Consider the following 19,499-nt stretch of genomic DNA (forward strand, 5'->3'; position numbering starts at 1 on the left):
CACCTTCTCCCCCAGGGGAGAAGGGACTCGGGGCGCGGCCCTGGTGTTTATGAGCGGGCGATCTCGTATGGCACTGTTCCCCTCTCCCCGTCGGGGAGAGGGCAGGGTGAGGGGGCCACTTGCGCGAAGCTCTCCTATTAAAGAGCCCGCATACAATCAAATATCCAGAAACACGGTTTCGTCAGGCCCCTGCAGATGGATATCGAAACGGCAGATCGTGCCGTCGCGGGTGGCGACCATGGTTGCGACGCGCTCGCGATGTTCGATGCGCAGCAGCAGCGGGTCGCCCGCGTTGGCTTCGGCCTCTTCCGGGAAATACATCCGCGTATGTAGGCCGATATTGATGCCGCGGGCGACGATCCAGAAGGTGATGTGCGGCGCCTGTCTGCGGCCGTCCTTGAAGGGGACACGGCCGGGCTTGATGGTCTCGAAGCTGTAGACGCCGTCCTCGGCGCGGGTCGGGCAGCGGCCCCAGCCGGCGAAGTTCGGATCGGCGGCGCCGCGCAGTTCCGAGGGGCTGTTGTAAAGGCCGGCGCTGTCGGCCTGCCAGATCTCGACGACGGCATCGCGCACCAGCGCGCCGGCACCGTCGAAGATGCGGCCGGTGACGGTAATGCGTTCGCCGAGCGTCTTGTCGTTGAGCATCACTGTGCCGAGATCGCTGTCGTAGACGCCCGCTATATCGCAGAAATTCGGCGTCAGGCCGATATGCACATAGGGACCGGCCGTCTGCGACGGGGTTTCCTTGAGATAGCCGAGCTGCTGCATGGTCAGTTGCCCTCCAGCCTGTTTTCGAACATCGTCGAGCGGCGGCCGCGCAGCACGATATCGAATTTATAGGCGCGTGAATCCATCGGAATGGTGTTGCCCCAATCGAGCGGTGCGATCAGCTGCTCGATCGCCGCCTTGTCCGGGATCGTGCCGACGATCGGACATTTCCAGATCATCGGATCGCCCTCGAAATACATCTGGGTGATCAGCCGCTGGGCAAAGCCGTGGCCGAAGATCGAGAAGTGGATATGGGCGGGGCGCCAGTCGTTGACGCCGTTCGGCCAGGGATAGGCGCCGGGTCGCACGGTGCGGAAATGGTAGCGGCCCTCCTCATCGGTGATGGCGCGGCCGCAGCCGCCGAAATTCGGATCGATCGCCGCGAGATAGGTTTCCTTCTTGTGGCGATAGCGGCCGCCGGCATTGGCCTGCCAGAATTCCACCAGGGCGCCGGCAACCGGCTTTGCCCGCTCGTCGAGCACGCGGCCGTGGACGATGATGCGCTCGCCGATGGCGCTTTCGCCGGGGCGCGCATAGTTCAGGATCAGGTCGTTGTCGAGTTCGCCGATGATCGAATGGCCGAAGACCGGACCTGTCGTCTCGGAGATCGTGCCGTCGAGCGACAGCAGCGCGCGCTGCGGCGCGCGCAGGACCGAGGTTTTGTAGCCTGGGGTCAGCGCCGGCGCGTGCCAGGCGCGGTCGCGGGCGAAGAAGGCGCCGGTCTCCGGCTTGCTGTTTGCTCGTTCGGACATTTCTCCCCCTCAGGCCGCCTTCTCGGCGTCCATCTCCGCAAAGGCCTGCTTGGCAATCTTGATCGCATGATTGGCGGCGGGAACGCCGGCATAAATCGCCACATGTAACAGCGCCTCGCAGATATCTTCGCGCGTCGCACCCGTATTGGCGGTCGCACGCACATGCATGGCGACCTCCTCATCCTGGCCGAGTGCGGCCAGCAGGGCGATCGTGACGATCGAGCGCTCGCGCTTGGTCAGCGCCGGGCGCGACCAGACATGACCCCAGGCGGCTTCGGTGATCAGCTCCTGGAAGGGGCGGTCGAAGCCGGTCTCGCCGGCCGCGGCGCGGTCGACATGGGCGTCGCCGAGCACGGCGCGGCGGGTCGCCATGCCTTGCCGGTAGCGTTCGGAGGGGGAGGCGGTCTCGTTCATGGGCTGCTTTCTCCAGGCGAAATCGATGTGAGGAAGGCGCGGATGATCGCCGTCAACGCCTCCGGCTGCTCGACGCAGGGAATGTGGGCGCAATCGCGGATGACCTCATAACGGGCGCCCGGAATCAGCCGCGCGGTGGAGAGCACGAGATCCGGCGGCGTCGAGCCGTCCTGGTCGCCGACGATGCAGATCGTCGGAACGGCGATCGCCTTCGCCGCTTCGGTGAAGTCGGCATCGCGGATGGCGGCGCAGGCGGCGAGATAACCCTCGACCGGCTGGCGCGTCAGCATGTTGCAATAGCCGGAATAGGCGGTGTTCTCGGGCCGGCGGAAGGCCGGCGTGAACCAGCGCTCCATGACGGCGTCGACGATGCTGCCGATGCCCTTGTCTTCGACGGCGGCGATGCGGGCGTTCCAGCTCTCTGCCGTGCCGATCTTATGGGCGGTGTCGCAAAGAATGAGAGCGCCGACGAGGTCCGGCCGGCGCTGCGCCAGCGACTGGGCGATGAGGCCACCGACCGATAGGCCGCAGATGACCGCATTTTTCACCGACAGCAGATCGAGCAGGCCGGCAAGATCGGTCGCATGGTCCTCGATCGACGAGGGCAGCTGGCCGACATCGGAAAGGCCGTGGCCGCGCTTGTCGTACAACACGACGGCATAGTCGCCGGCAAGTCGCACCACGACATCGCGCCAGATGCGGAAATCCGTCCCGAGCGAATTGATAAAGACGACCACCGGCCGGTCGGCGGGCGCGCCGATGACCTGATAATGGATCGTTACGTCGTTTATGCGGGCGAATTGCATGCCGCTCTCCTCCCTGTTCAAGTCCGCGCACACCACCCCTCCGTCATGCTCGGGCTTGACCCGAGCATCCACACGGCACCCACCAGCAGCCGCGGCATGGATCCTCGGGTCAAGCCCGAGGATGACGGAATGTGGGGTTAGCCTTCCCGCCAAACTGATCTCGTCCAACAGTGACACATCGCATCGCGTGTTTCACCAAGCCGCACTTTCTTTCCTATTCTCATCACAGGAATCCGGCCACAGGCGACAACGCCGCGAATGGCTCCTTATGCCTCCCCACCCTCCGTCATGCTCGGGCTTGACCCGAGCGTCCATACGCGCCCACCAACACCCGCGGCATGGATCCTCGGGTCAAGCCCGAGGTGACGGAATTTGGGGTTAGCCTTCTCGCCACCATCTCTTGACGACAAAACTGAATGGTTGATCCGGTTAGGTAAAATGATATTTTACGGCTTTTCGATAACTCTGGAGTTATGAAAACAGATGATCGACAGCCGCGTCAAGTTTCGCCATCTGCAGACCTTTGTCGAGGTGGCGCGGCAGAAGAGCGTCATGAAGGCGGCGGAACTGCTGCATGTCAGCCAGCCGGCGGTGACGAAGACGATCCGCGAGCTGGAACAGGTGCTGGGCGTCAACGTCGTTGAGCGCGACGGCCGCGGCATCAAGATCACCCGTTACGGCGAGGTCTTCCTGCGCCATGCAGGCGCCGCGTTGACGGCGCTGCGCCAGGGTCTCGATTCCGTCTCGCAGGAGCAGTTCGCCGATGCGCCGCCGATCCGGATCGGCGCCCTGCCGACGGTATCATCGCGCATCATGCCGCGGGCGATGGAGCTCTTCCTCAAGGAAAATACCCGAAGCCGGGTGAAGATCGTCACCGGCGAAAACGCCGTGCTGCTGGAAGAGCTTCGCGTCGGCGATCTCGACCTCGTGGTCGGCCGTCTGGCCGGGGCGGAGAAGATGGCAGGCTTCTCCTTCGAACATCTCTATTCCGAACAGGTGGTGTTTGCCGTCCGGGCCGGCCATCCGCTGCTGAACAGCCGGCAATCGCTGTTTTCGGGCTTCGGCGACTATACGGTGCTGATGCCGACGCGAGGCTCGATCATCCGGCCGGTCGTCGAAAATTTCCTCATTGCCAACAGCATCTCCAGCCTGCCGAACCAGATCGAGACGGTGTCGGATTCCTTCGGCCGTGCCTTTCTCAAGGCAAGCGACGCCATCTGGATCATTTCCCACGGCGTGGTAGCAGGCGATGTCGCCGATGGGCGGCTGGCGCTGCTGCCGGTCGATACCGGTGAGACTAAAGGGCCGGTCGGGCTTACGATGCGGGCCGATGCCGTGCCGTCGGCGCCGCAATCGATCCTGATGCAGACAATCCGGGAAGCGGCCGCGGAGCTTTCCTGAACTCCCCTCTTCCAATTCCCTTGCCGGATGCCCAGATTTGGACTAAATCTAGTTTAAGACAGGAGATTGCTAATGCAGCAGGCAAGACGCAGGGAGCAGGAGCCGGAGCGGCTTGAAACGGAGCGGTTTGCACCTGCCAATCGAAGGCGGCTGAGTCCGCCGGCTTTGCGGACCTTTCTGGCGATCGCCGATCTCTGGGGTTTGAGCGAGGAGCAGCGCCTGCTCGTGCTCGGCTATCCCTCCCGCTCGACCTATCACAGCTGGGCCAAGCAGGCGCGCGAGCACGGCGCTTTCACTCTCGATGTCGATACGCTGACCCGCATCTCCGCCGTGCTCGGCATCCACCAGGCGCTCCGCGTGCTGTTTGCCGACGAACGCTCAGGCGTCGACTGGCTGCGCACGCCGCATCAGGCGCCTGTTTTCGGCGGCCATCCGCCACTCGATATCGTCACAAGCGGAACCCAGGACGGGCTGATGACCGTGCGCCGGTTCCTCGACGCTGCGCGCGGCGGGCTCTACATGCCGCCGAACGGGCTCGACGAGGCATTCACGCCGTACGAAGATACGGACATCGTCTTCCGGTGAGCGATCGTTTTGCCGAGGCGCCGCGCCCATCCTACCGGCTGATCCCGTCGCAATTTCCGCCAATCGGTTTGTTCGATACGGTGGCAAGGGCGGCCGATCTCGAAGCCGTGATGGAACTTGTGGGATGGACCAACGACCGGCTCGTCGCCGACCGCATCCGGCGGCTTCCCGAAAACGAGTGGGTTTACGGCAGTGCGAACGCCAGTATCGTGATGGCGGCGTTCCTGCATGTCGCACCGGGCGGCATGCGCTTCAACGGTCCCGATCTCGGCGCCTGGTATGCCGCCGACAATCTCAAGACGGCCGCCGCCGAGGTCGGTCATCATCTCCGGCGCGAGGCTGTGGCGCGTGGGGTGGCGACGATGGCGCGCACCTATCGAAGTTATGCCGCCACCCTGACCGGTGACTATCTCGACATTCGCGGCGAACAGGCGCTGCGGCCCGATATCTATGACGGGACGAGTTATGCGGCATCGCAGCTGCTCGGCGAGGCGGTGCGCTTAAGCGGCGGCGCCGGCATTCTCTATGACAGTGTGCGGCTGCGAGGCGGGGTGAACGTCGCGGCGCACCGGCCGAGGAATATCCGCGACGTGGTGCAGGCCGATCATTTCGAAATCACCGTTTTCGCCGCCGACCGGCGCATCGATGTGAGGAAGCTTTCCACCCGACGGCGACCGCCGAAAGCCGGCGCCTAGACCGGTAGGCGTTCGGCCCATGCCTTTGCCATCTTCGCCATCGTCGCAAGGTGGTCGGCGGCGGAGAAGCCGGAGATTTTCTTGCGCGGCTTGAGGTCGTGGTCGCCGTCCTCGAGCCAGAGGATCTCGATCCTGTCGGAGAGATCGTAGCCCGGCACTTCGTCCTTTGTCCCGAACTCGTCGCGCGTACCCTGACAGATCAGCGTGGGTGTCGCGAGCCTTTTGAGGTGGCCGGTACGCAGCTTCTCCGGTTGGCCAGGTGGATGGAAGGGATAGCCGAGGCAGAGCAGGCCGGCGATCTTTCCACTGTCATAGAGATCGTCGGCGACCATGCTCGCAACCCGTCCGCCCATCGACTTGCCGCCGATGATGAGGGGACCGCCGGCATCGAGCGCGGCAATCGCCGCTTGATATTCGGGGTTGAGCGTTTCGGCGCGCGGCGGCGGCTTGCGGCCTTCCGCAGTGCGGCGGGCGGCCATATAGGCGAATTCGAACCTGGCGACGCGAAAGCCGACGCCGGCAAGCGCGTCGGCCGCCGCTGTCATCGACGCCGAATCCATCGGCGCGCCGGCGCCATGGGCAAGTAGGATGGTGACGCGCGCATCCGGCGGCCCCTGCAGCAGAAACCTCTCAAACATCGGCAGTCCTCCATTCACCGCCGGAACCATGTCGACGGCCCCGACTTCCTCTCTGGAAAGGAGACAGACAATGTCGACGAATGACGAAAACGTAAAGCCCGAGCAGCGCCGTCCCAAGGATGTCGGAACCGTTCCCGAAAAACCGGAGCCGGGCGACGCAGAATCGATGGCGACGCCGGCCGTGCAGTCGGCTGGGGAAGGCGACAAAAGCGAGCGGCCGGTGGTCAATCCCGTGACCGGCGTCGCCCTTTAGCAGCCGTTCGCCAACGATGATGCAAAAGACCCCTTGAAATGACGAATGCGAGCGTCCATATAGCGGCCCTGCCTGAAAAATGGATGCGCCCGGTATCGACGTCGTCGAGCTGTTCGCTGTCCGACAGGATAAGGGCGCTCCCCGCAAGGGTCGAGCGCCCTTTTTGCTTCTCGCACCTCGGGTGGAATCATTGCCTGGTGGCGGTAGCGAGCAACTCCCACCAGAATCTATATAGCACTTCGGAATCCCGAAATTGGCTGCATCATTGAAATCACTGCGTATTTTCTTACGCCGACGGGGCGGAAAACGCGGCGAATTTCGGAATCCCGAAGCGGGGGAATTTCGGGATTCCGAAGTGAGATTTTTTTCATGCCGCCGTTTTTCGCGCTGCTGGCGTGCTGGAGGCAAGATGGCCTACGGTTCCAATGAGGGCGAGGATTATCCCATCTCCCGCGTGCTCACCGTCAGAAAATCGATGAAGGTGCGGACCTTGGCCGAGAGATATTTGCGGCTCGGATAGACGGCGTAAAGTGTGCTGTTGAAGCCGAGCATAATGGCCGGAAGCACGATTTCCAGGCGGCCGGCTTCGATATCCTGCTCAGCCATCCACGCCGGCAGGAAGGCGAGGCCCATGCCGCGCAGGGCCGCGAGATGCATAATTGTCTCGTTGTCGCTCAGCATCACGGTGCGGAAGGTGATCTTGTGTGGTCCGTCAGGACCTTCCAGCGACATGCTTTCCCCGAGGTTGACGCCGGAGTAGCGAAGCAATGCATGGCCGTTGAGGTCGGCGACGTTTTGAGGCCGCCCGGTTCGCGCGAGGTAATCCGGCGAGGCCATGAGACGAAACTGCACATTCGTCAGTGGGCGGGCGACGAGACCGGGATCGAGCCGGTCCTGCGACGTTGCCCGCAGCGCAAGATCGAAACCTTCGTCAACCAGGTTCACCAGCCGGCCGCTGAGATCCAGGTCCAGGCAGACATCGGGGTAGCGCCGGTTATAGGCTGCCAGCATGTCTGTAAAATAGCCGGTTGCCGCCCAAACCGGCGCACTCAATTTCAGGGTACCGCGGGGCGCCACCGTCACATTGCCGATGGCATCTTCCACCTCGTCGAGCCGTTCGAGCATCTCCCTGGTCTGGTTGAAATAAAGCCGGCCGCTCTCCGTCAGGCTGACATGGCGGCTGGTTCGGTTGAGCAGCCGCGTCCCCAGCCGGTTCTCGAGCTGCATGACATGCTTGCTCGCCATTGCCGGTGAAACGCCAAGGCGATCGGCGGCAGCGGTGAAGCTTTTCAGTTCGGCGATGGTGCAGAACACCCGCAGGCTCGTCATCGTATCCATTTATCATCAACATCCAGGAAATGGTTCTTCAATATCTGCCACATTGATCAATAACGGAGAAAAAATCAAAATCCTCCCATCGAAGCGCTGCTCCAATGCTCGTGGCAATGATGCGAAGGACAATTCCGATGACAAATTCCAGACTCCCGACCTATTTCGTCAGCCATGGCGGCGGCCCCTGGCCCTATATGACGGGTGAATTCCGCCGCAATTTCGATGTGCTCGAACAGTCGCTGGTCGATATGCGCGCCGAACTCGGCGATGCGCCGAAGGCGATCCTCGTGGTCTCGGGTCACTGGGAGGAGAAAGGTTTTGCCATATCGTCGGGCGTCAAGCCGGGCATGGTCTACGACTATTACGGCTTTCCCGAACACCTCTATCACATCACCTACAATGCCCCCGGTTCGCCCGAACTCGCAAACCGCGTGCAGCATCTGCTGCGGGCGAACGGCATCGAGGCGGCGCTCGATCCGACCCGCGGTTACGATCACGGCACGTTCAGCATCATGAAGCCGCTCTATCCGGAAGAGAACATCCCTGTCGTGCAGCTTTCGCTGGATGCGGGTTACGATCCGGCGCTGCACATCAGCGTCGGCCGGGCGCTGGCGCCGTTGCGTGACGAGGGCGTCCTGATCATCGGCAGCGGTCTCAGCTATCACAACCTTTCGGCCATGCGCGGCACGGGCGGATATGAGCCGTCCCGCCGCTTCGACGCCTGGCTTCAGGAAACGCTGGTTCACACGCCATCCGACAAGCGCACCGAGCGGCTGCTCGAATGGCAGCAGGCGCCGGCTGCCCGGGCGGCGCATCCGCGCGAAGACCATCTCATCCCGCTGATGGTGGTGGTCGGCGCGGCCGAGAACGAAGCCGGCGCCACCACCTATCATCAGAAGGACTTCGCCGGCGGGCTCACCGCATCGAGCTTCCGTTTCGGCTGCGTCCCCGCAGCCGCGCCGTCGAACGGAGACCTGCAATGACCAGCGGAACCGTCAGGCCGTCTTCGCCGTGTCGATAAGGCTCTGGAAAGAAAATCAGGAACTCAAGAAGGCGGCCTCCGCCGCCTGACCTCCCATCAACCTCTTTGGAGAAACTCGATGATCAATACCGGCAAATGGACGCCATACGTCCTCGCACTTCTGCGTATCATGGCGGCCCTGCTCTTCCTCGAACATGCCACCATGAAATTTCTGCAGTTTCCGGGTCCGATTCAAGGCGTACCCTATCCGCTGCCCGCCCTCCTGCTGGTTGCAGGCGCAATCGAGGTGATCACCTCTGCTCTGATGCTCGTCGGATTTCAAACGCGCATCGCAGCATTCATCGCTTCGGGCGAAATGGCTGCCGCCTACTTCATGGGCCACATGCCGTATGGCTTCTGGCCCGCGCTGAACATGGGTGAAGGCGCCATCCTGTTCTGCTTCATCTTCCTCTATATCGCCTTTGCCGGCGGCGGAGCCTGGACGCTCGACAACACGCGTCGTCCCGCCACGGCCTGAGACGGCGCCATCCGAAATCGCCTATGCCCGGCTGTCGGGCGGCAGTTGGGCATAGGCGCAACGAAACGCTGAAATTCTGGAGACGCCATGAAAGCGGCACTTCTCAAATCCTACGGTGATATCGACCAGTTCGAAATCGCGGACCTTCCGGCGCCGAAGCCCGGACCGGGCGAAGTCCTGATCAAGATCGAGGCATCCGCCGTCAACCCTTTCGATCTCATTCTCCGCCAGGGCCTCATGGCCCAGTATATCCCGCTTCCGCTGCCGGCCGTGCTCGGCGGTGACGCCGCCGGCACCATCTCGGCCCTCGGCGAAGGCGTGACCGGTTTTGCGGTCGGCGAGCGGGTCGTCGCCGATTTTGCCGCAAACGGCAAAGGCGCCCATGCAGAGTATGGTGTCGTTCCCTCGACATCCATCGCAAGGCTGCCCGCCGCACTCGGCTTCGAGCAGGGCGCCTCGCTGGTCAAGGCAGGTCTTACCGGCCGGCAGACCGTCGAAGCGCTCGGCGTCAAGGCCGGCGACCGGGTTCTGGTTTCCGGTGGCCTCGGCACGGTCGGACGGTCCGCCATTCAATACCTCAAGCAGATCGGCGCCCAGCCGGTTGCCGGCGTCCGGCCCGAGCGGCTGAACGAAGGCCGGGGGCTGGCGGGCGAAGCGCTCGACATCACGGTTGCCGCCGCAAGCTCGAGCTTCGACTATGCGATCAGCACGGCCGGCCCGGTGGCCGGCAACCTCATCGGTCATGTCCGCGACGGTGGCACGGTTGCGAGCATCGTTCCGGTGCCGGAAGGCGCCAATGCAGCAGGCCGCGTTGTCGTCCGTGAACTTTACCACCGCACCGACGCGGCCATGCTCGACGCTATTCTGGCATCCGCCGCCAGCGGTGAGCTGGTGATCCCGATTTCCTACACCTTCACCCTGGACCAGATCGGCCTCGCCCAAAACGCGGTTGCGGCAGGCGCTCCCGGGAAGGTCGTTCTCAAGCACTGAAAGACAGAGAAGCGGCACGGCATCACGCGAACGGTAGCACCGGCATGAAGTTCTTCATGCCGGTCGCCTCGGTCGCTACCGCGGTTTTCTGTTCCACTCCTCCTCGAAGGCGGATTTTTCCAGCCGGTCCTGTCGATTTTCGCATCTGCGGATCGTCATTCTAACGATGTGCTGGAAATCCGTTGCGATCGCGGCACATCCTTTGAGCGCCAGAGACGCGCGACGATAGAAGGAGGATATGTGATGGATGATCAACAGCTGGTACCCGCCGCCGTGCTCGCGGCAAAAAACGGCGTCCGTTTTCCCAACGAGAGCGAGGAATATCGCAGAGCCCGCGACGCGCTGCTTGCCGAGGAGATCGAATTGCGCCGGCACATCGAGCGCGTCGCGAGACAGCGCCGGGCGCTGCCGCCGGGCGGCGCGGTGAAGAAGGATTACCGCTTCGAAGGCGCCGACGGGCCGATCTCGCTCACCGAACTCTTCGCCGGCAAGGAGACGCTGATCGTCTACAGCTACATGTTCGGGCCGGAGCGCGAACGCCCATGCCCGATGTGCACCTCGCTGCTCTCGGCCTGGGACGGCGAGGTGCCCGACATCCAGCAGCGCGCCGCCCTTGCGGTCGTAGCCCGCTCGCCGATCGGAAAGCTGCTTGCCTTCAAGAAGGAACGCGGCTGGCATCACCTGCCGCTCTATTCCGACACGACGGGCGATTACAGCCGCGACTACAACGCCATCGGCAAAGGCGGCGGCGATGACCCTGCCTATAACGTCTTCACACGGCGCGACGGCACCATCCGCCACTTCTGGAGCCAGGAAATGGGCGACGTCACCTCGGATCCCGGCGAGGACCCGCGCGGCGCCCCCGACCTGATGCCGCTCTGGACCTTGATCGACACGACGCCGGAAGGCCGCGCGCCGGACTGGTATCCGAAGCTGTCCTATTGACGCGTCAGCGCGCTTCGTCAGCCGGTGGAGCGGTTTCTGGAGGGCTCGATCCATTCGAGGTTTGTGACCGAGGCCTCCGGCAACAGCGACGGATCGATGTCGTAGACATAGCCGCTCAGCATGTCGGCGGCGCGTTCGGTCGCCTTGATCTTCGCCTCGGTTTCCGCGACCGCCTTGGCGATCGCTTCGATGCGGGCGCGGAACATATGGGCGAGCACATCGCGGCCGGACTGTTTTTCTAGCCGCTCCAGGTGCAGGCCGACGCGTGAGGCGTGGCGTTCCAGTTCACTCTTGCTGAACCGCGCCTTGCGCAGTTCCTCCGACAGGCTGTCCTGCATCACGGCGACGGGATCGAAACTTCCGGGCGCGCGCTCGTCGAGCACCGCGTCGGTGACGAGCTTCTCAATGATGACAAGCGCCTGCAGCTCGGCGGCATCGGCGAACTCGACATCATAGCCGGTGTCGTCGTAAACCTTGCGGCGGACCGGGTCGAGAAGCAGCGCATAGGCCTTCTGCAGATTGTCGAAGGCTTGCGAATCGCCGCCCGAATCCGGGTGGGCAACCTTCGCCAGGCGCCGATAGGCGGCCTTCAGCTGGGCCTCGTCCGCATCGCGGTCAACTCCGAGAATATCGTAGGGATCCGTCACGCCTGCTCCATTGCTACCCGGCACGTCCGGACAGTCTAGGTCTTCTTCTGCATCAGCAAGGCGAAGTTTAGACCAAAAGTAGGAATGACGTCCATGGCCGGAAATCGCAATCGTCGCTGCGAAGGCCCAAGCCATTTTTCGATTGTCCCGTTTTTTCAAGCCGTTGTGCGAAGATCAGGGCGTGGCGATCGAGACGAGATAACATCTGGCCTCGCCGTCGATTTCCAGTGCGGTTCCAGCCGCATCCGCAATCAGCAGCGCATCGCCGGCCGCAAGCGTGCCGCTCTCACCGTCCCGCCTGAACGACAATGCGCCGCGATGGCAGAGCAGCAGGCATGTCGACGACGTCAGCGGCACGGACGTGCCGCCGTCGATGTCGATGCGGATCAGCGTGTGGGCGAGACCGTCGCGGCGCGTCATGACGTTGAGATCGGTGATCGCGCCGTCCTGGAGCCTGGCAGCCACCGGGATATCTGCCGGGAAGGCGAGGGGATCGCTCGCCGTCGTCAGCAGCACCGGTATGCTGCCTTCGATGTCGAGCACCATGCCGTTGCCGTCGAGGATCACAAGCGTCCGGTCGATGCCCGGGAAGATCGAAAACGGCCCGTCGGCGGCGACGGTTGCCATGCTGACGCGCCAGTCGAAGCCGGCAAGGCCGGCCGCTTCCGGCGAAACGGCGATCTCCACCGTTTCGCCGCCGCCGTTTTTCCACGGCATGCGCTTGTGATCGCCGGCGCGCAGGATCCGCATGGGGCTCAGTTCCCGAGAATGCCGGGCAGGCGCAGGCCCTTGTCCCTCGCGCAATCGAGGGCGATGTCGTAGCCGGCATCGGCGTGGCGCATGACGCCGGTCGCCGGATCGTTCCAGAGCACCCGCTCGAGACGCTTTGCCGCATCGTCGGTGCCATCGGCGCAGATGACGACGCCGGAGTGCTGGGAGAAGCCCATGCCGACACCGCCGCCATGGTGCAGCGATACCCAGGTGGCGCCCGAGGCGGTGTTGAGCAGGGCGTTCAGCAGCGGCCAGTCGGAGACGGCGTCGGAGCCGTCCTTCATCGCTTCGGTTTCGCGGTTCGGCGAGGCGACGGAGCCCGAGTCGAGGTGATCGCGGCCGATGACGATCGGTGCCGAAAGCTCGCCGTTTTTGACCATGTCATTGAAGGCCAGTGCCAGGCGATGGCGGTCGCCGAGGCCGACCCAGCAGATGCGCGCCGGCAGGCCCTGGAAGGCGATGCGTTCCCTGGCCATATCGAGCCAATTGTGCAGGTGGGTATTGCCGGGGGTCAGCTCCCGCACCTTGGCATCTGTCTTGTAGATATCCTCCGGATCGCCGGACAAGGCGGCCCAGCGGAAGGGGCCGATGCCGCGGCAGAACAGCGGTCTTATATAGGCCGGCACGAAGCCGGGGAAGGCGAAGGCGTTTTCGAGGCCTTCTTCCTTCGCGACCTGGCGGATGTTGTTGCCGTAGTCGAGGGTCGGAATGCCGGCATTCCAGAAGGCGATCATCGCCTCGACATGCTCGCGCATCGAGGCGCGCGCCGCTTTTTCCACCGCCTTCGGATCGCTTTCGCGCTTGGCCTTCCATTCGGCCATCGTCCAGCCCTTCGGCAGGTAGCCGTTGATCGGGTCGTGGGCCGAGGTCTGGTCGGTGACCATGTCGGGGCGGATGCCGCGACGGACCATTTCCGGCAGGATTTCGGCGGCATTGCCGAGCAGGCCGACGGATTTGGCTTCGCCTGATTTGGTCCAGCGGTCGATCATCTCGAGCGCTTCATCGAGCGTTTGGGCCTTGGCGTCGAGATAGCGGGTGCGCAGGCGGAAATCGATCGAGTCGGGATTGCATTCGACGGCGAGGCAGCAGGCGCCGGCCATGACGGCGGCGAGCGGCTGGGCGCCGCCCATGCCGCCGAGGCCGCCGGTCAGGATCCACTTGCCCTTGAGATTGCCGCCGTAATGCTGGCGGCCGGCCTCGACGAAGGTCTCGTAGGTGCCCTGGACGATGCCCTGCGTGCCGATATAGATCCACGAGCCGGCCGTCATCTGGCCGTACATGGCAAGGCCCTTCTTATCCAGCTCATTGAAATGATCCCAGGTCGCCCAATGCGGCACGAGGTTGGAATTGGCGATCAGCACACGCGGCGCATCCTTGTGGGTGCGGAAGACGCCGACCGGCTTGCCGGACTGCACGAGCAGGGTTTCCTCTTCCGTTAGCGTCTTCAGCGTGGCGACGATGCGGTCGAAATCCTCCCAGGTGCGGGCGGCGCGGCCGATGCCGCCATAGACGACGAGCTCGTTCGGATTTTCGGCGACGTCGGGATCGAGATTGTTCATCAGCATGCGCAGCGGCGCTTCGGTCATCCAGCTCTTGGCATTGAGCTCGTTGCCGCGGGGTGCGCGGATTTCACGGATGTTATGGCGTGGATTGCTCATGGCGGTTCCCCTGTCGAGTGATCGTTATCGTTTCAGGCCTGGGGCGATCTGTTCGATGCGCACCAGAATGTCTTTTAGATGAATGCGAAGCCGGTCCGCCTTGGCTGTGTCGTAGGCAAAGGGCGGCGTCTCGGTCTGCAGATGGGTCGACTGCGCGAGCTCCATCTGGATCGCGTGCACGCCGGTCTCCGGCTTGCCGTAATGGCGGGTCGTCCAGCCGCCCTTGAAGCGGCCGTTGAGCACGCTGTCATAGCCAGCCGCGGCTTCGACGGCGGTCAGCGTCGCCTGCTCGATGGCGCCGTCGCAGGTCCTGCCCATATCGGTGCCGATATTGAAATCCGGCAGCTTGCCTTCGAAGAGGAAGGGAATGTGCGAACGGATCGAGTGGCAATCATAAAGGACAGCCACGCCATGGATGGCCCTGACGCGCTCGATCTCGGCTGCAAGAGCCGCATGATAGGGCGCATGAAAATCCCTGAGCCGTGCCGCGATATCGGCCTCGTCGGGCGCCTGCCCGTCCTTCCAGATCGGCTTGCCGTCGAAATCCGTCTCAGGAACGAGGCCGGTGGTGTTCTGACCGGGATAGAGGCTGACGCCCGCTGGATCGCGATTGGCGTCGATCACGTAGCGATGGAAGGTGGCGCGCACGGTCGTCGCGTCGGACAGCAGGCCGTCATAGAGTTCGTAGATGTGCCAGTCGGTATCGGCGAGGATCCGGCCGTTGTCGTTGAGGCGGTCGTAAATCGCCGGCGGCACGTCGGTGCCGGTGTGGGGGAAGGCGAGGATGACGGGGGAGGTGCCCCGGTGGATTTCGAAGACGGGGGTGCTCATGGGCAGAGCGCTCCGGCGTCTGGGGCGTTACCCCCCTCTGTCCTGCCGGACATCTCCCCCACAAGGGGGGAGATCGGCAAGTAGATGAGACTTCCCCAAACAATCGATGTTGGAGCGAGCGGGTCCGCCCAGCCGATCTCCCCACCTGTGGGGGAGATGCCCGGCAGGGCAGAGGGGGGTGCCAGGTGCACATTCATCACCATCAACCCTCCAAAACCGGCAGAATGCCCGAGGAAACTGCGGCGTTCAGCGCGCCCGTCGCCACCAGTTCGGCTGCGGCGGCGAGGTCGCCCGCCATGTAGCGGTCGTTATCGAGGCTCGGCACCTTGGCGCGGATCGCGGCGATCGCCTTGCCAAGCTCCGGGCTCGTCGACAGCGGCGCGCGCAATTCGACGCCTTGGGCCGCGGTCAGCGCTTCGATGCCGATGATGCCGAAGAGGTTCTCGGTCATGCCAAGCAGGCGGCGGGCGCCGTGGCAGGCCATCGAGACGTGGTCTTCCTGGTTGGCCGAGGTCGGGGTCGAATCGACCGAGGCCGGGTGCGACATCTGCTTGTTCTCCGACATCAGCGCCGCCGAGGTGACCTCGGCAATCATCAGGCCGGAGTTGAGGCCGGGCTTCTTGGCGAGGAAGGCCGGCAGGCCGTAGGAAAGCACCGGATCGACCAGCAGCGCGATGCGCCGCTGTGAGATCGCGCTGATCTCGCAGACGGCGAGCGCGATCTGGTCGGCGGCGAAGGCGACGGGTTCGGCGTGGAAATTGCCGCCTGACACAACCGAGTTGTCCGACAGCACCAGCGGATTGTCTGTGACGGCATTGGCCTCGATTTCGAGGGTGCGGGCGACCGAGCGCAGCAGATCGAGACAGGCGCCGTCGACCTGCGGCTGGCAGCGGATGCAATAGGGATCCTGCACACGCTCGTCGCCCTCGATATGGCTCTGGCGGATGACGGAATTTTCGAGCAGGCCGCGAAGCGCCGCTGCGGTATCGATCTGGCCCTTATGGCCGCGCAGCGTATGGATATCGGCATGAAAGGGCGCCGAGGACCCCATCGCCGCATCGGTCGACATGGCGCCGGTGATGAGCGCCGACTGCGCGGCACGATGGGCGCGGAAGAGGCCGGCGAGCGCCAGCGCCGTCGAGGTCTGCGTGCCGTTGATCAGCGCCAGGCCTTCCTTGGCGGCGAGCACCACCGGTTTCAGCCCGGCCCGTGCAAGGGCCTCGGCGCCCGAAAGACGTTCGCCGGCGAAAAAGGCTTCGGCCTCGCCCATCATCACCGCGGCCATATGGGCGAGCGGTGCGAGGTCGCCGGAGGCGCCGACCGAGCCCTTTTCCGGGATCAGCGGAATGACGCCCTTTTCGAGCATGCCTTCGATCAGCCGCACCAGTTCCAGCCGTACGCCGGAGGCGCCGCGGCCGAGCGACACCAGCTTCAGCGCCATGATCAGTCGGACGATATTTTCCGGCAGCGGCGCACCGATGCCGCAGCAATGCGACAGGATGAGATTGCGCTGCAGCGTGGCGACGTCAGCGCTGTCGATCTTGATCGAGGCGAGTTTGCCGAAGCCGGTATTGATGCCGTAAACCGGCGCGTTGCCGGCGGCGATCTCGGCGATGCGCGCGGCGGCCTTGGCGATGCCGGCATCGAAGGCGGGATCGAGCCTTGCCGGCGCGCCGGTCCAATAGATGATTTCCAGATCCTTGAGCGAGACGGAGCCCGGGTGGAGCGTAATGGTCATCGACCGTTCCTTTCGCCTTTGAAGACGCGTGTATGAAGCGGGTTGAAGCCGATGCGGTAGACGAGCTCGGCAAGGCTCTCGATATTCCAGACGGCGAGATCGGCGGATTTGCCGGCTTCGAGCGTTCCGGTCTCGCCGATGAGGCCGAGCGCGCGCGCGCCTTCGCGGGTGGCGCCGGCGATGCATTCCTCGACGGTGAGGCCGAACAGCGTCGCCGACATGTTCATGGTGAGCAGCATCGAGGTAAGCGGTGAGGTGCCCGGATTGCAATCGGTGGCGATCGCGATCGGCACGCCGGCCCGGCGCAGTGCCTCCACCGGCGGCTTCTGCTTTTCATGGATGGCGTAGAAGGCGCCGGGCAGCAGCACGGCGACGGTGCCGGCAGCGGCCATTGCCGCAACGCCTTGCTCGTCGAGATATTCGAGGTGATCACAGGAAAGCGCGCCATAGGCGGCCGCCAGCTTGGCGCCGCCGAGATTGGAGAGCTGCTCGGCATGGAGCTTGACAGGCAGGCCGAGCGCCTTGGCCTTGTCGAAGACGCGGGCGATCTCGGCCGTCGAAAAGGCGATGCCTTCGCAGAAGCCGTCGACGGCATCGGCAAGGCCGAGATTATACATGTCGTCGAGGCCGGGCAGCACGATTTCGTCGAGATAGTCGTCGTTGCGGCCCTTATATTCCACCGGCGTCGCATGGGCACCGAGATAGCTTGTGGCGACGCGCACCGGCCTGACATGGCCGAGCAGGCGGGCGCTCTGCAGCATCTTCACTTCGCCGCTGCGGTTGAGGCCATAACCGGATTTGATCTCGATCGTCGTCACGCCTTCGGCAAGCAGCGTATCGAGCCGCGGCAGCGCCGTGGCGACAAGTTCCTCGACCGACAGCGCATTGGTCGCCTGGACGGAGGAGACGATGCCGCCGCCGGCCCGCGCGATCTCCTCATAGGTCGCGCCTTCAAGACGCATCTCGAACTCGCGGGCGCGATTGCCGCCGTGAACGATATGGGTGTGGCAGTCGACGAGACCGGGTGTCACCCAGCGGCCTTCGAGATCGACGATGTCGGAGCGTTCGATGGCCGATGCCGGCAGCTCGCTTTCGGCGCCGGCAAAGCCGATGCGGCCGTTTTCGATCAGAACGGCGCCCTTTTCGACAATGCCGAGCCCGGCTCTGCCAGACGCGAGCGTCGCCAGCCGCGCATTGCGCCACAGCACCGGCCTGACGTCGGCGGATGGGGTTTCGTCAGAAAAATTGTTCCCGGTCATCAGCTTTGCGCCTTTCCTTATGCCGAAACATGTATATACATAATAAGCAGGTGACAAGAGAAATTTTGCGCGCTCTTCTGGAAAAGAAAGATCGGCGGCGCGGCAGAAGGGGAGAAAAGGCCATGACCATACTTCACGCGAGGACGGCGCTGACGCCGCAAGGCTGGCAGAAGGACGTGCGGCTGACGCTCGAGGCCGGGCGCATCGCCCGGGTCGAGGTCGGCGTCGCCGCCGCGCCCGGCGATGAGCGCCATGCCCTGATCGTTCCGGCCATGGGCAACCTGCACAGCCACGCCTTCCAAAGGGCGATGGCCGGTCTTGCCGAAGTGCGCGGCCCGACCAACGACAGCTTCTGGAGCTGGCGCACCGTCATGTACAAATTCGCTTTGGCAATGACGCCGGACCATGTCGAGGCGGTCGCGGCCAAGCTTTATGCGGAAATGCTGGAGGCCGGATTTTCCCGCGTCGGCGAATTCCACTATCTCCATCACGACAGGGACGGCGCGGCCTATGCCAATATCGTCGAGCTTGCCGAACGTATCGGTGCGGCGAGCCAGGAGACCGGCATCGGCCTGACGCTTCTACCGGTGTTCTATGCCCATTCCGGTTTCGGTGGTGCGGCGCCGATCGACGGCCAGCGGCGCTTCATCAATTCGCTCGAAAGCTTCGAAAGGCTGATGGAGGGATGCCGTGGCGTGACCGGCCGACTCGACGGCGCCGAACTCGGACTGGCGCCGCACAGCCTGCGCGCCGCCACACCCGAGCAATTGGCGAAGCTCGTGCCGATGGCGGGCGACGGCCCGATCCATATCCACGTGGCCGAGCAGGTGAAGGAGGTCGAGGACTGCGTCGCCTGGTCCGGCGCGCGGCCGGTCGAATGGCTGCTCGATCATATGCCGGTGGATGAACGCTGGTGCCTGATCCATGCGACGCACATGACCGAGGACGAGACGCGGCGGATGGCGAAAAGCGGGGCGATCGCCGGCCTCTGCCCGATCACCGAGGCCAATCTCGGCGACGGCGCCTTTGCCGCGCCGCTGTTCCTCGAAGAGGACGGCCGTTACGGCATCGGCTCGGATTCCAACGTGCGGATCTCCCTGTCGGAAGAACTGCGTCAGCTCGAATATTCGCAGCGTCTGGCGCTGCGCGCCCGCAATGTCGTGGCTGCGCCCGGTGGTTCAACGGCGCTGTCGCTGTTCAACCAGGCGCTTGCCGGCGGCGCCGCGGCGCTGAAAGCCCCGGCCGGTCTCGTCGAGGGCCATCACGCCGATCTCGTTTCGCTCGATACGTCAGCCGTTCCCTATCTCTCCGGCGATCAGATCCTCGATCACTGGCTGTTTGCCGGCGGCATCTCCGTCGATTGCGTCTGGGCGCGCGGCCGCAAGCAGGTGGAGGGCGGTCGCCATCGCAAGCGTGACGCCATCGACCGTCGCTTCCTTGCCGCGATGGGTGAGTTGCTGGCCGCCTGAAAAAGAGCTTTTCATGAGCGGGGCATTCGGACTAGATCGGGAAACCAA

The 19,499-nt window shown here is 64.0% G+C and carries 21 protein-coding genes; 9 read left to right on the plus strand and 12 right to left on the minus strand.

Annotated elements, in window-relative coordinates:
- Nucleotides 1–156: 156 nt before the first annotated feature.
- The 4 genes from pcaG to pcaD are packed head-to-tail and all read right to left on the minus strand — an operon-like array spanning nt 157 to nt 2,740.
- On the minus strand, nt 157–768 hold the full coding sequence (gene pcaG / locus AMK02_RS27810; RefSeq protein ID WP_064808127.1) for a protocatechuate 3,4-dioxygenase subunit alpha: 612 nt from the start codon (nt 766–768) through the stop codon (nt 157–159).
- A 2-nt stretch (nt 769–770) separates the two neighbouring features.
- A complete protein-coding gene (pcaH, locus tag AMK02_RS27815; protein ID WP_064808128.1) occupies nt 771–1,520 on the minus strand; it encodes a protocatechuate 3,4-dioxygenase subunit beta in 750 nt (249 codons plus the stop codon).
- A gap of 9 nt (nt 1,521–1,529) precedes the next feature.
- Entirely contained in the window at nt 1,530–1,934 is a 405-nt protein-coding gene (gene pcaC, locus AMK02_RS27820) for a 4-carboxymuconolactone decarboxylase (protein WP_064808130.1), read from the minus strand.
- Nucleotides 1,931–2,740, minus strand: a complete 810-nt coding sequence (gene pcaD / locus AMK02_RS27825; RefSeq protein ID WP_064808132.1) for a 3-oxoadipate enol-lactonase — start codon at nt 2,738–2,740, stop codon at nt 1,931–1,933. The genes pcaC and pcaD overlap by 4 nt, the downstream gene beginning before the upstream one ends.
- Nucleotides 2,741–3,223: 483 nt before the next feature.
- Between pcaD and pcaQ the strand changes: the two genes are divergently transcribed.
- The 3 genes from pcaQ to AMK02_RS27840 all read left to right on the plus strand — a co-directional run bounded on the left by pcaQ (nt 3,224) and on the right by AMK02_RS27840 (nt 5,421).
- Nucleotides 3,224–4,141, plus strand: a complete 918-nt coding sequence (gene pcaQ, locus AMK02_RS27830; protein WP_064808134.1) for a pca operon transcription factor PcaQ — start codon at nt 3,224–3,226, stop codon at nt 4,139–4,141.
- A 72-nt stretch (nt 4,142–4,213) separates the two neighbouring features.
- Entirely contained in the window at nt 4,214–4,726 is a 513-nt protein-coding gene (locus AMK02_RS27835; RefSeq protein WP_064808136.1) for an MbcA/ParS/Xre antitoxin family protein, read from the plus strand.
- The gene (locus AMK02_RS27840) at nt 4,723–5,421 is read left to right on the plus strand and encodes an RES family NAD+ phosphorylase (protein WP_064808138.1); all 699 of its coding nucleotides are present in this window, start codon (nt 4,723–4,725) and stop codon (nt 5,419–5,421) included. The genes AMK02_RS27835 and AMK02_RS27840 overlap by 4 nt, the downstream gene beginning before the upstream one ends.
- Here AMK02_RS27840 and AMK02_RS27845 read toward each other — a convergent pair.
- Nucleotides 5,418–6,059: an alpha/beta hydrolase family protein gene (locus AMK02_RS27845; RefSeq protein ID WP_064808140.1), complete on the minus strand. Its 642-nt coding sequence runs from the start codon at nt 6,057–6,059 to the stop codon at nt 5,418–5,420. The genes AMK02_RS27840 and AMK02_RS27845 overlap by 4 nt on opposite strands.
- Nucleotides 6,060–6,129: 70 nt before the next feature.
- Here AMK02_RS27845 and AMK02_RS27850 point away from each other — a divergent pair, with 70 nt between their 5' ends.
- Nucleotides 6,130–6,312 carry a hypothetical protein gene (locus tag AMK02_RS27850; protein ID WP_064808142.1) on the plus strand — a complete coding sequence of 61 codons (183 nt, stop codon included), beginning with the start codon at nt 6,130–6,132 and terminating at the stop codon, nt 6,310–6,312.
- A gap of 438 nt (nt 6,313–6,750) precedes the next feature.
- On the opposite strand, the gene AMK02_RS27855 is transcribed toward AMK02_RS27850, so the two are convergent.
- Nucleotides 6,751–7,650 carry a LysR family transcriptional regulator gene (locus AMK02_RS27855; RefSeq protein WP_064808143.1) on the minus strand — a complete coding sequence of 300 codons (900 nt, stop codon included), beginning with the start codon at nt 7,648–7,650 and terminating at the stop codon, nt 6,751–6,753.
- A gap of 128 nt (nt 7,651–7,778) precedes the next feature.
- Here AMK02_RS27855 and AMK02_RS27860 point away from each other — a divergent pair, with 128 nt between their 5' ends.
- From AMK02_RS27860 to AMK02_RS27875, 4 genes are all read left to right on the plus strand, one after another.
- Nucleotides 7,779–8,627: a DODA-type extradiol aromatic ring-opening family dioxygenase gene (locus tag AMK02_RS27860; RefSeq protein WP_064808817.1), complete on the plus strand. Its 849-nt coding sequence runs from the start codon at nt 7,779–7,781 to the stop codon at nt 8,625–8,627.
- Nucleotides 8,628–8,744: 117 nt separating this feature from the next.
- Nucleotides 8,745–9,143 (plus strand): DoxX family protein, encoded by a 399-nt coding sequence (locus tag AMK02_RS27865; protein WP_049733018.1) that lies wholly within the window; start codon nt 8,745–8,747, stop codon nt 9,141–9,143.
- Between the two features lie 87 nt (nt 9,144–9,230).
- A complete protein-coding gene (locus AMK02_RS27870; RefSeq protein WP_064808145.1) occupies nt 9,231–10,133 on the plus strand; it encodes an NADP-dependent oxidoreductase in 903 nt (300 codons plus the stop codon).
- Between the two features lie 243 nt (nt 10,134–10,376).
- Nucleotides 10,377–11,078 carry a DUF899 family protein gene (locus AMK02_RS27875; RefSeq protein ID WP_064808147.1) on the plus strand — a complete coding sequence of 234 codons (702 nt, stop codon included), beginning with the start codon at nt 10,377–10,379 and terminating at the stop codon, nt 11,076–11,078.
- A 17-nt stretch (nt 11,079–11,095) separates the two neighbouring features.
- On the opposite strand, the gene AMK02_RS27880 is transcribed toward AMK02_RS27875, so the two are convergent.
- The 6 genes from AMK02_RS27880 to hutI all read right to left on the minus strand — a co-directional run bounded on the left by AMK02_RS27880 (nt 11,096) and on the right by hutI (nt 17,982).
- A complete protein-coding gene (locus tag AMK02_RS27880; protein WP_064808149.1) occupies nt 11,096–11,725 on the minus strand; it encodes a J domain-containing protein in 630 nt (209 codons plus the stop codon).
- Nucleotides 11,726–11,899: 174 nt separating this feature from the next.
- On the minus strand, nt 11,900–12,475 hold the full coding sequence (locus AMK02_RS27885) for a HutD/Ves family protein (RefSeq protein ID WP_064808151.1): 576 nt from the start codon (nt 12,473–12,475) through the stop codon (nt 11,900–11,902).
- Nucleotides 12,476–12,480: 5 nt separating this feature from the next.
- Complete coding sequence (gene hutU / locus AMK02_RS27890) at nt 12,481–14,154, minus strand: urocanate hydratase (RefSeq protein ID WP_064808153.1); 1,674 nt, start codon at nt 14,152–14,154, stop codon at nt 12,481–12,483.
- 24 nt (nt 14,155–14,178) lie between these two features.
- Nucleotides 14,179–14,985 (minus strand): N-formylglutamate deformylase, encoded by an 807-nt coding sequence (gene hutG, locus AMK02_RS27895; RefSeq protein ID WP_064808154.1) that lies wholly within the window; start codon nt 14,983–14,985, stop codon nt 14,179–14,181.
- A gap of 202 nt (nt 14,986–15,187) precedes the next feature.
- Nucleotides 15,188–16,723, minus strand: a complete 1,536-nt coding sequence (hutH, locus tag AMK02_RS27905; RefSeq protein WP_064808158.1) for a histidine ammonia-lyase — start codon at nt 16,721–16,723, stop codon at nt 15,188–15,190.
- Nucleotides 16,720–17,982 carry an imidazolonepropionase gene (hutI, locus tag AMK02_RS27910; RefSeq protein ID WP_064808159.1) on the minus strand — a complete coding sequence of 421 codons (1,263 nt, stop codon included), beginning with the start codon at nt 17,980–17,982 and terminating at the stop codon, nt 16,720–16,722. Before hutI ends, hutH begins: the two co-directional genes overlap by 4 nt.
- 122 nt (nt 17,983–18,104) lie before the next feature.
- On the opposite strand from hutI, the gene AMK02_RS27915 reads away from it, so the two are divergent.
- Complete coding sequence (locus AMK02_RS27915) at nt 18,105–19,451, plus strand: formimidoylglutamate deiminase (RefSeq protein ID WP_064808162.1); 1,347 nt, start codon at nt 18,105–18,107, stop codon at nt 19,449–19,451.
- The last annotated feature ends 48 nt before the right edge of the window (nt 19,452–19,499 follow it).

Source organism: Rhizobium sp. N731 (assembly GCF_001664145.1).
GTDB lineage: Bacteria > Pseudomonadota > Alphaproteobacteria > Rhizobiales > Rhizobiaceae > Rhizobium > Rhizobium esperanzae.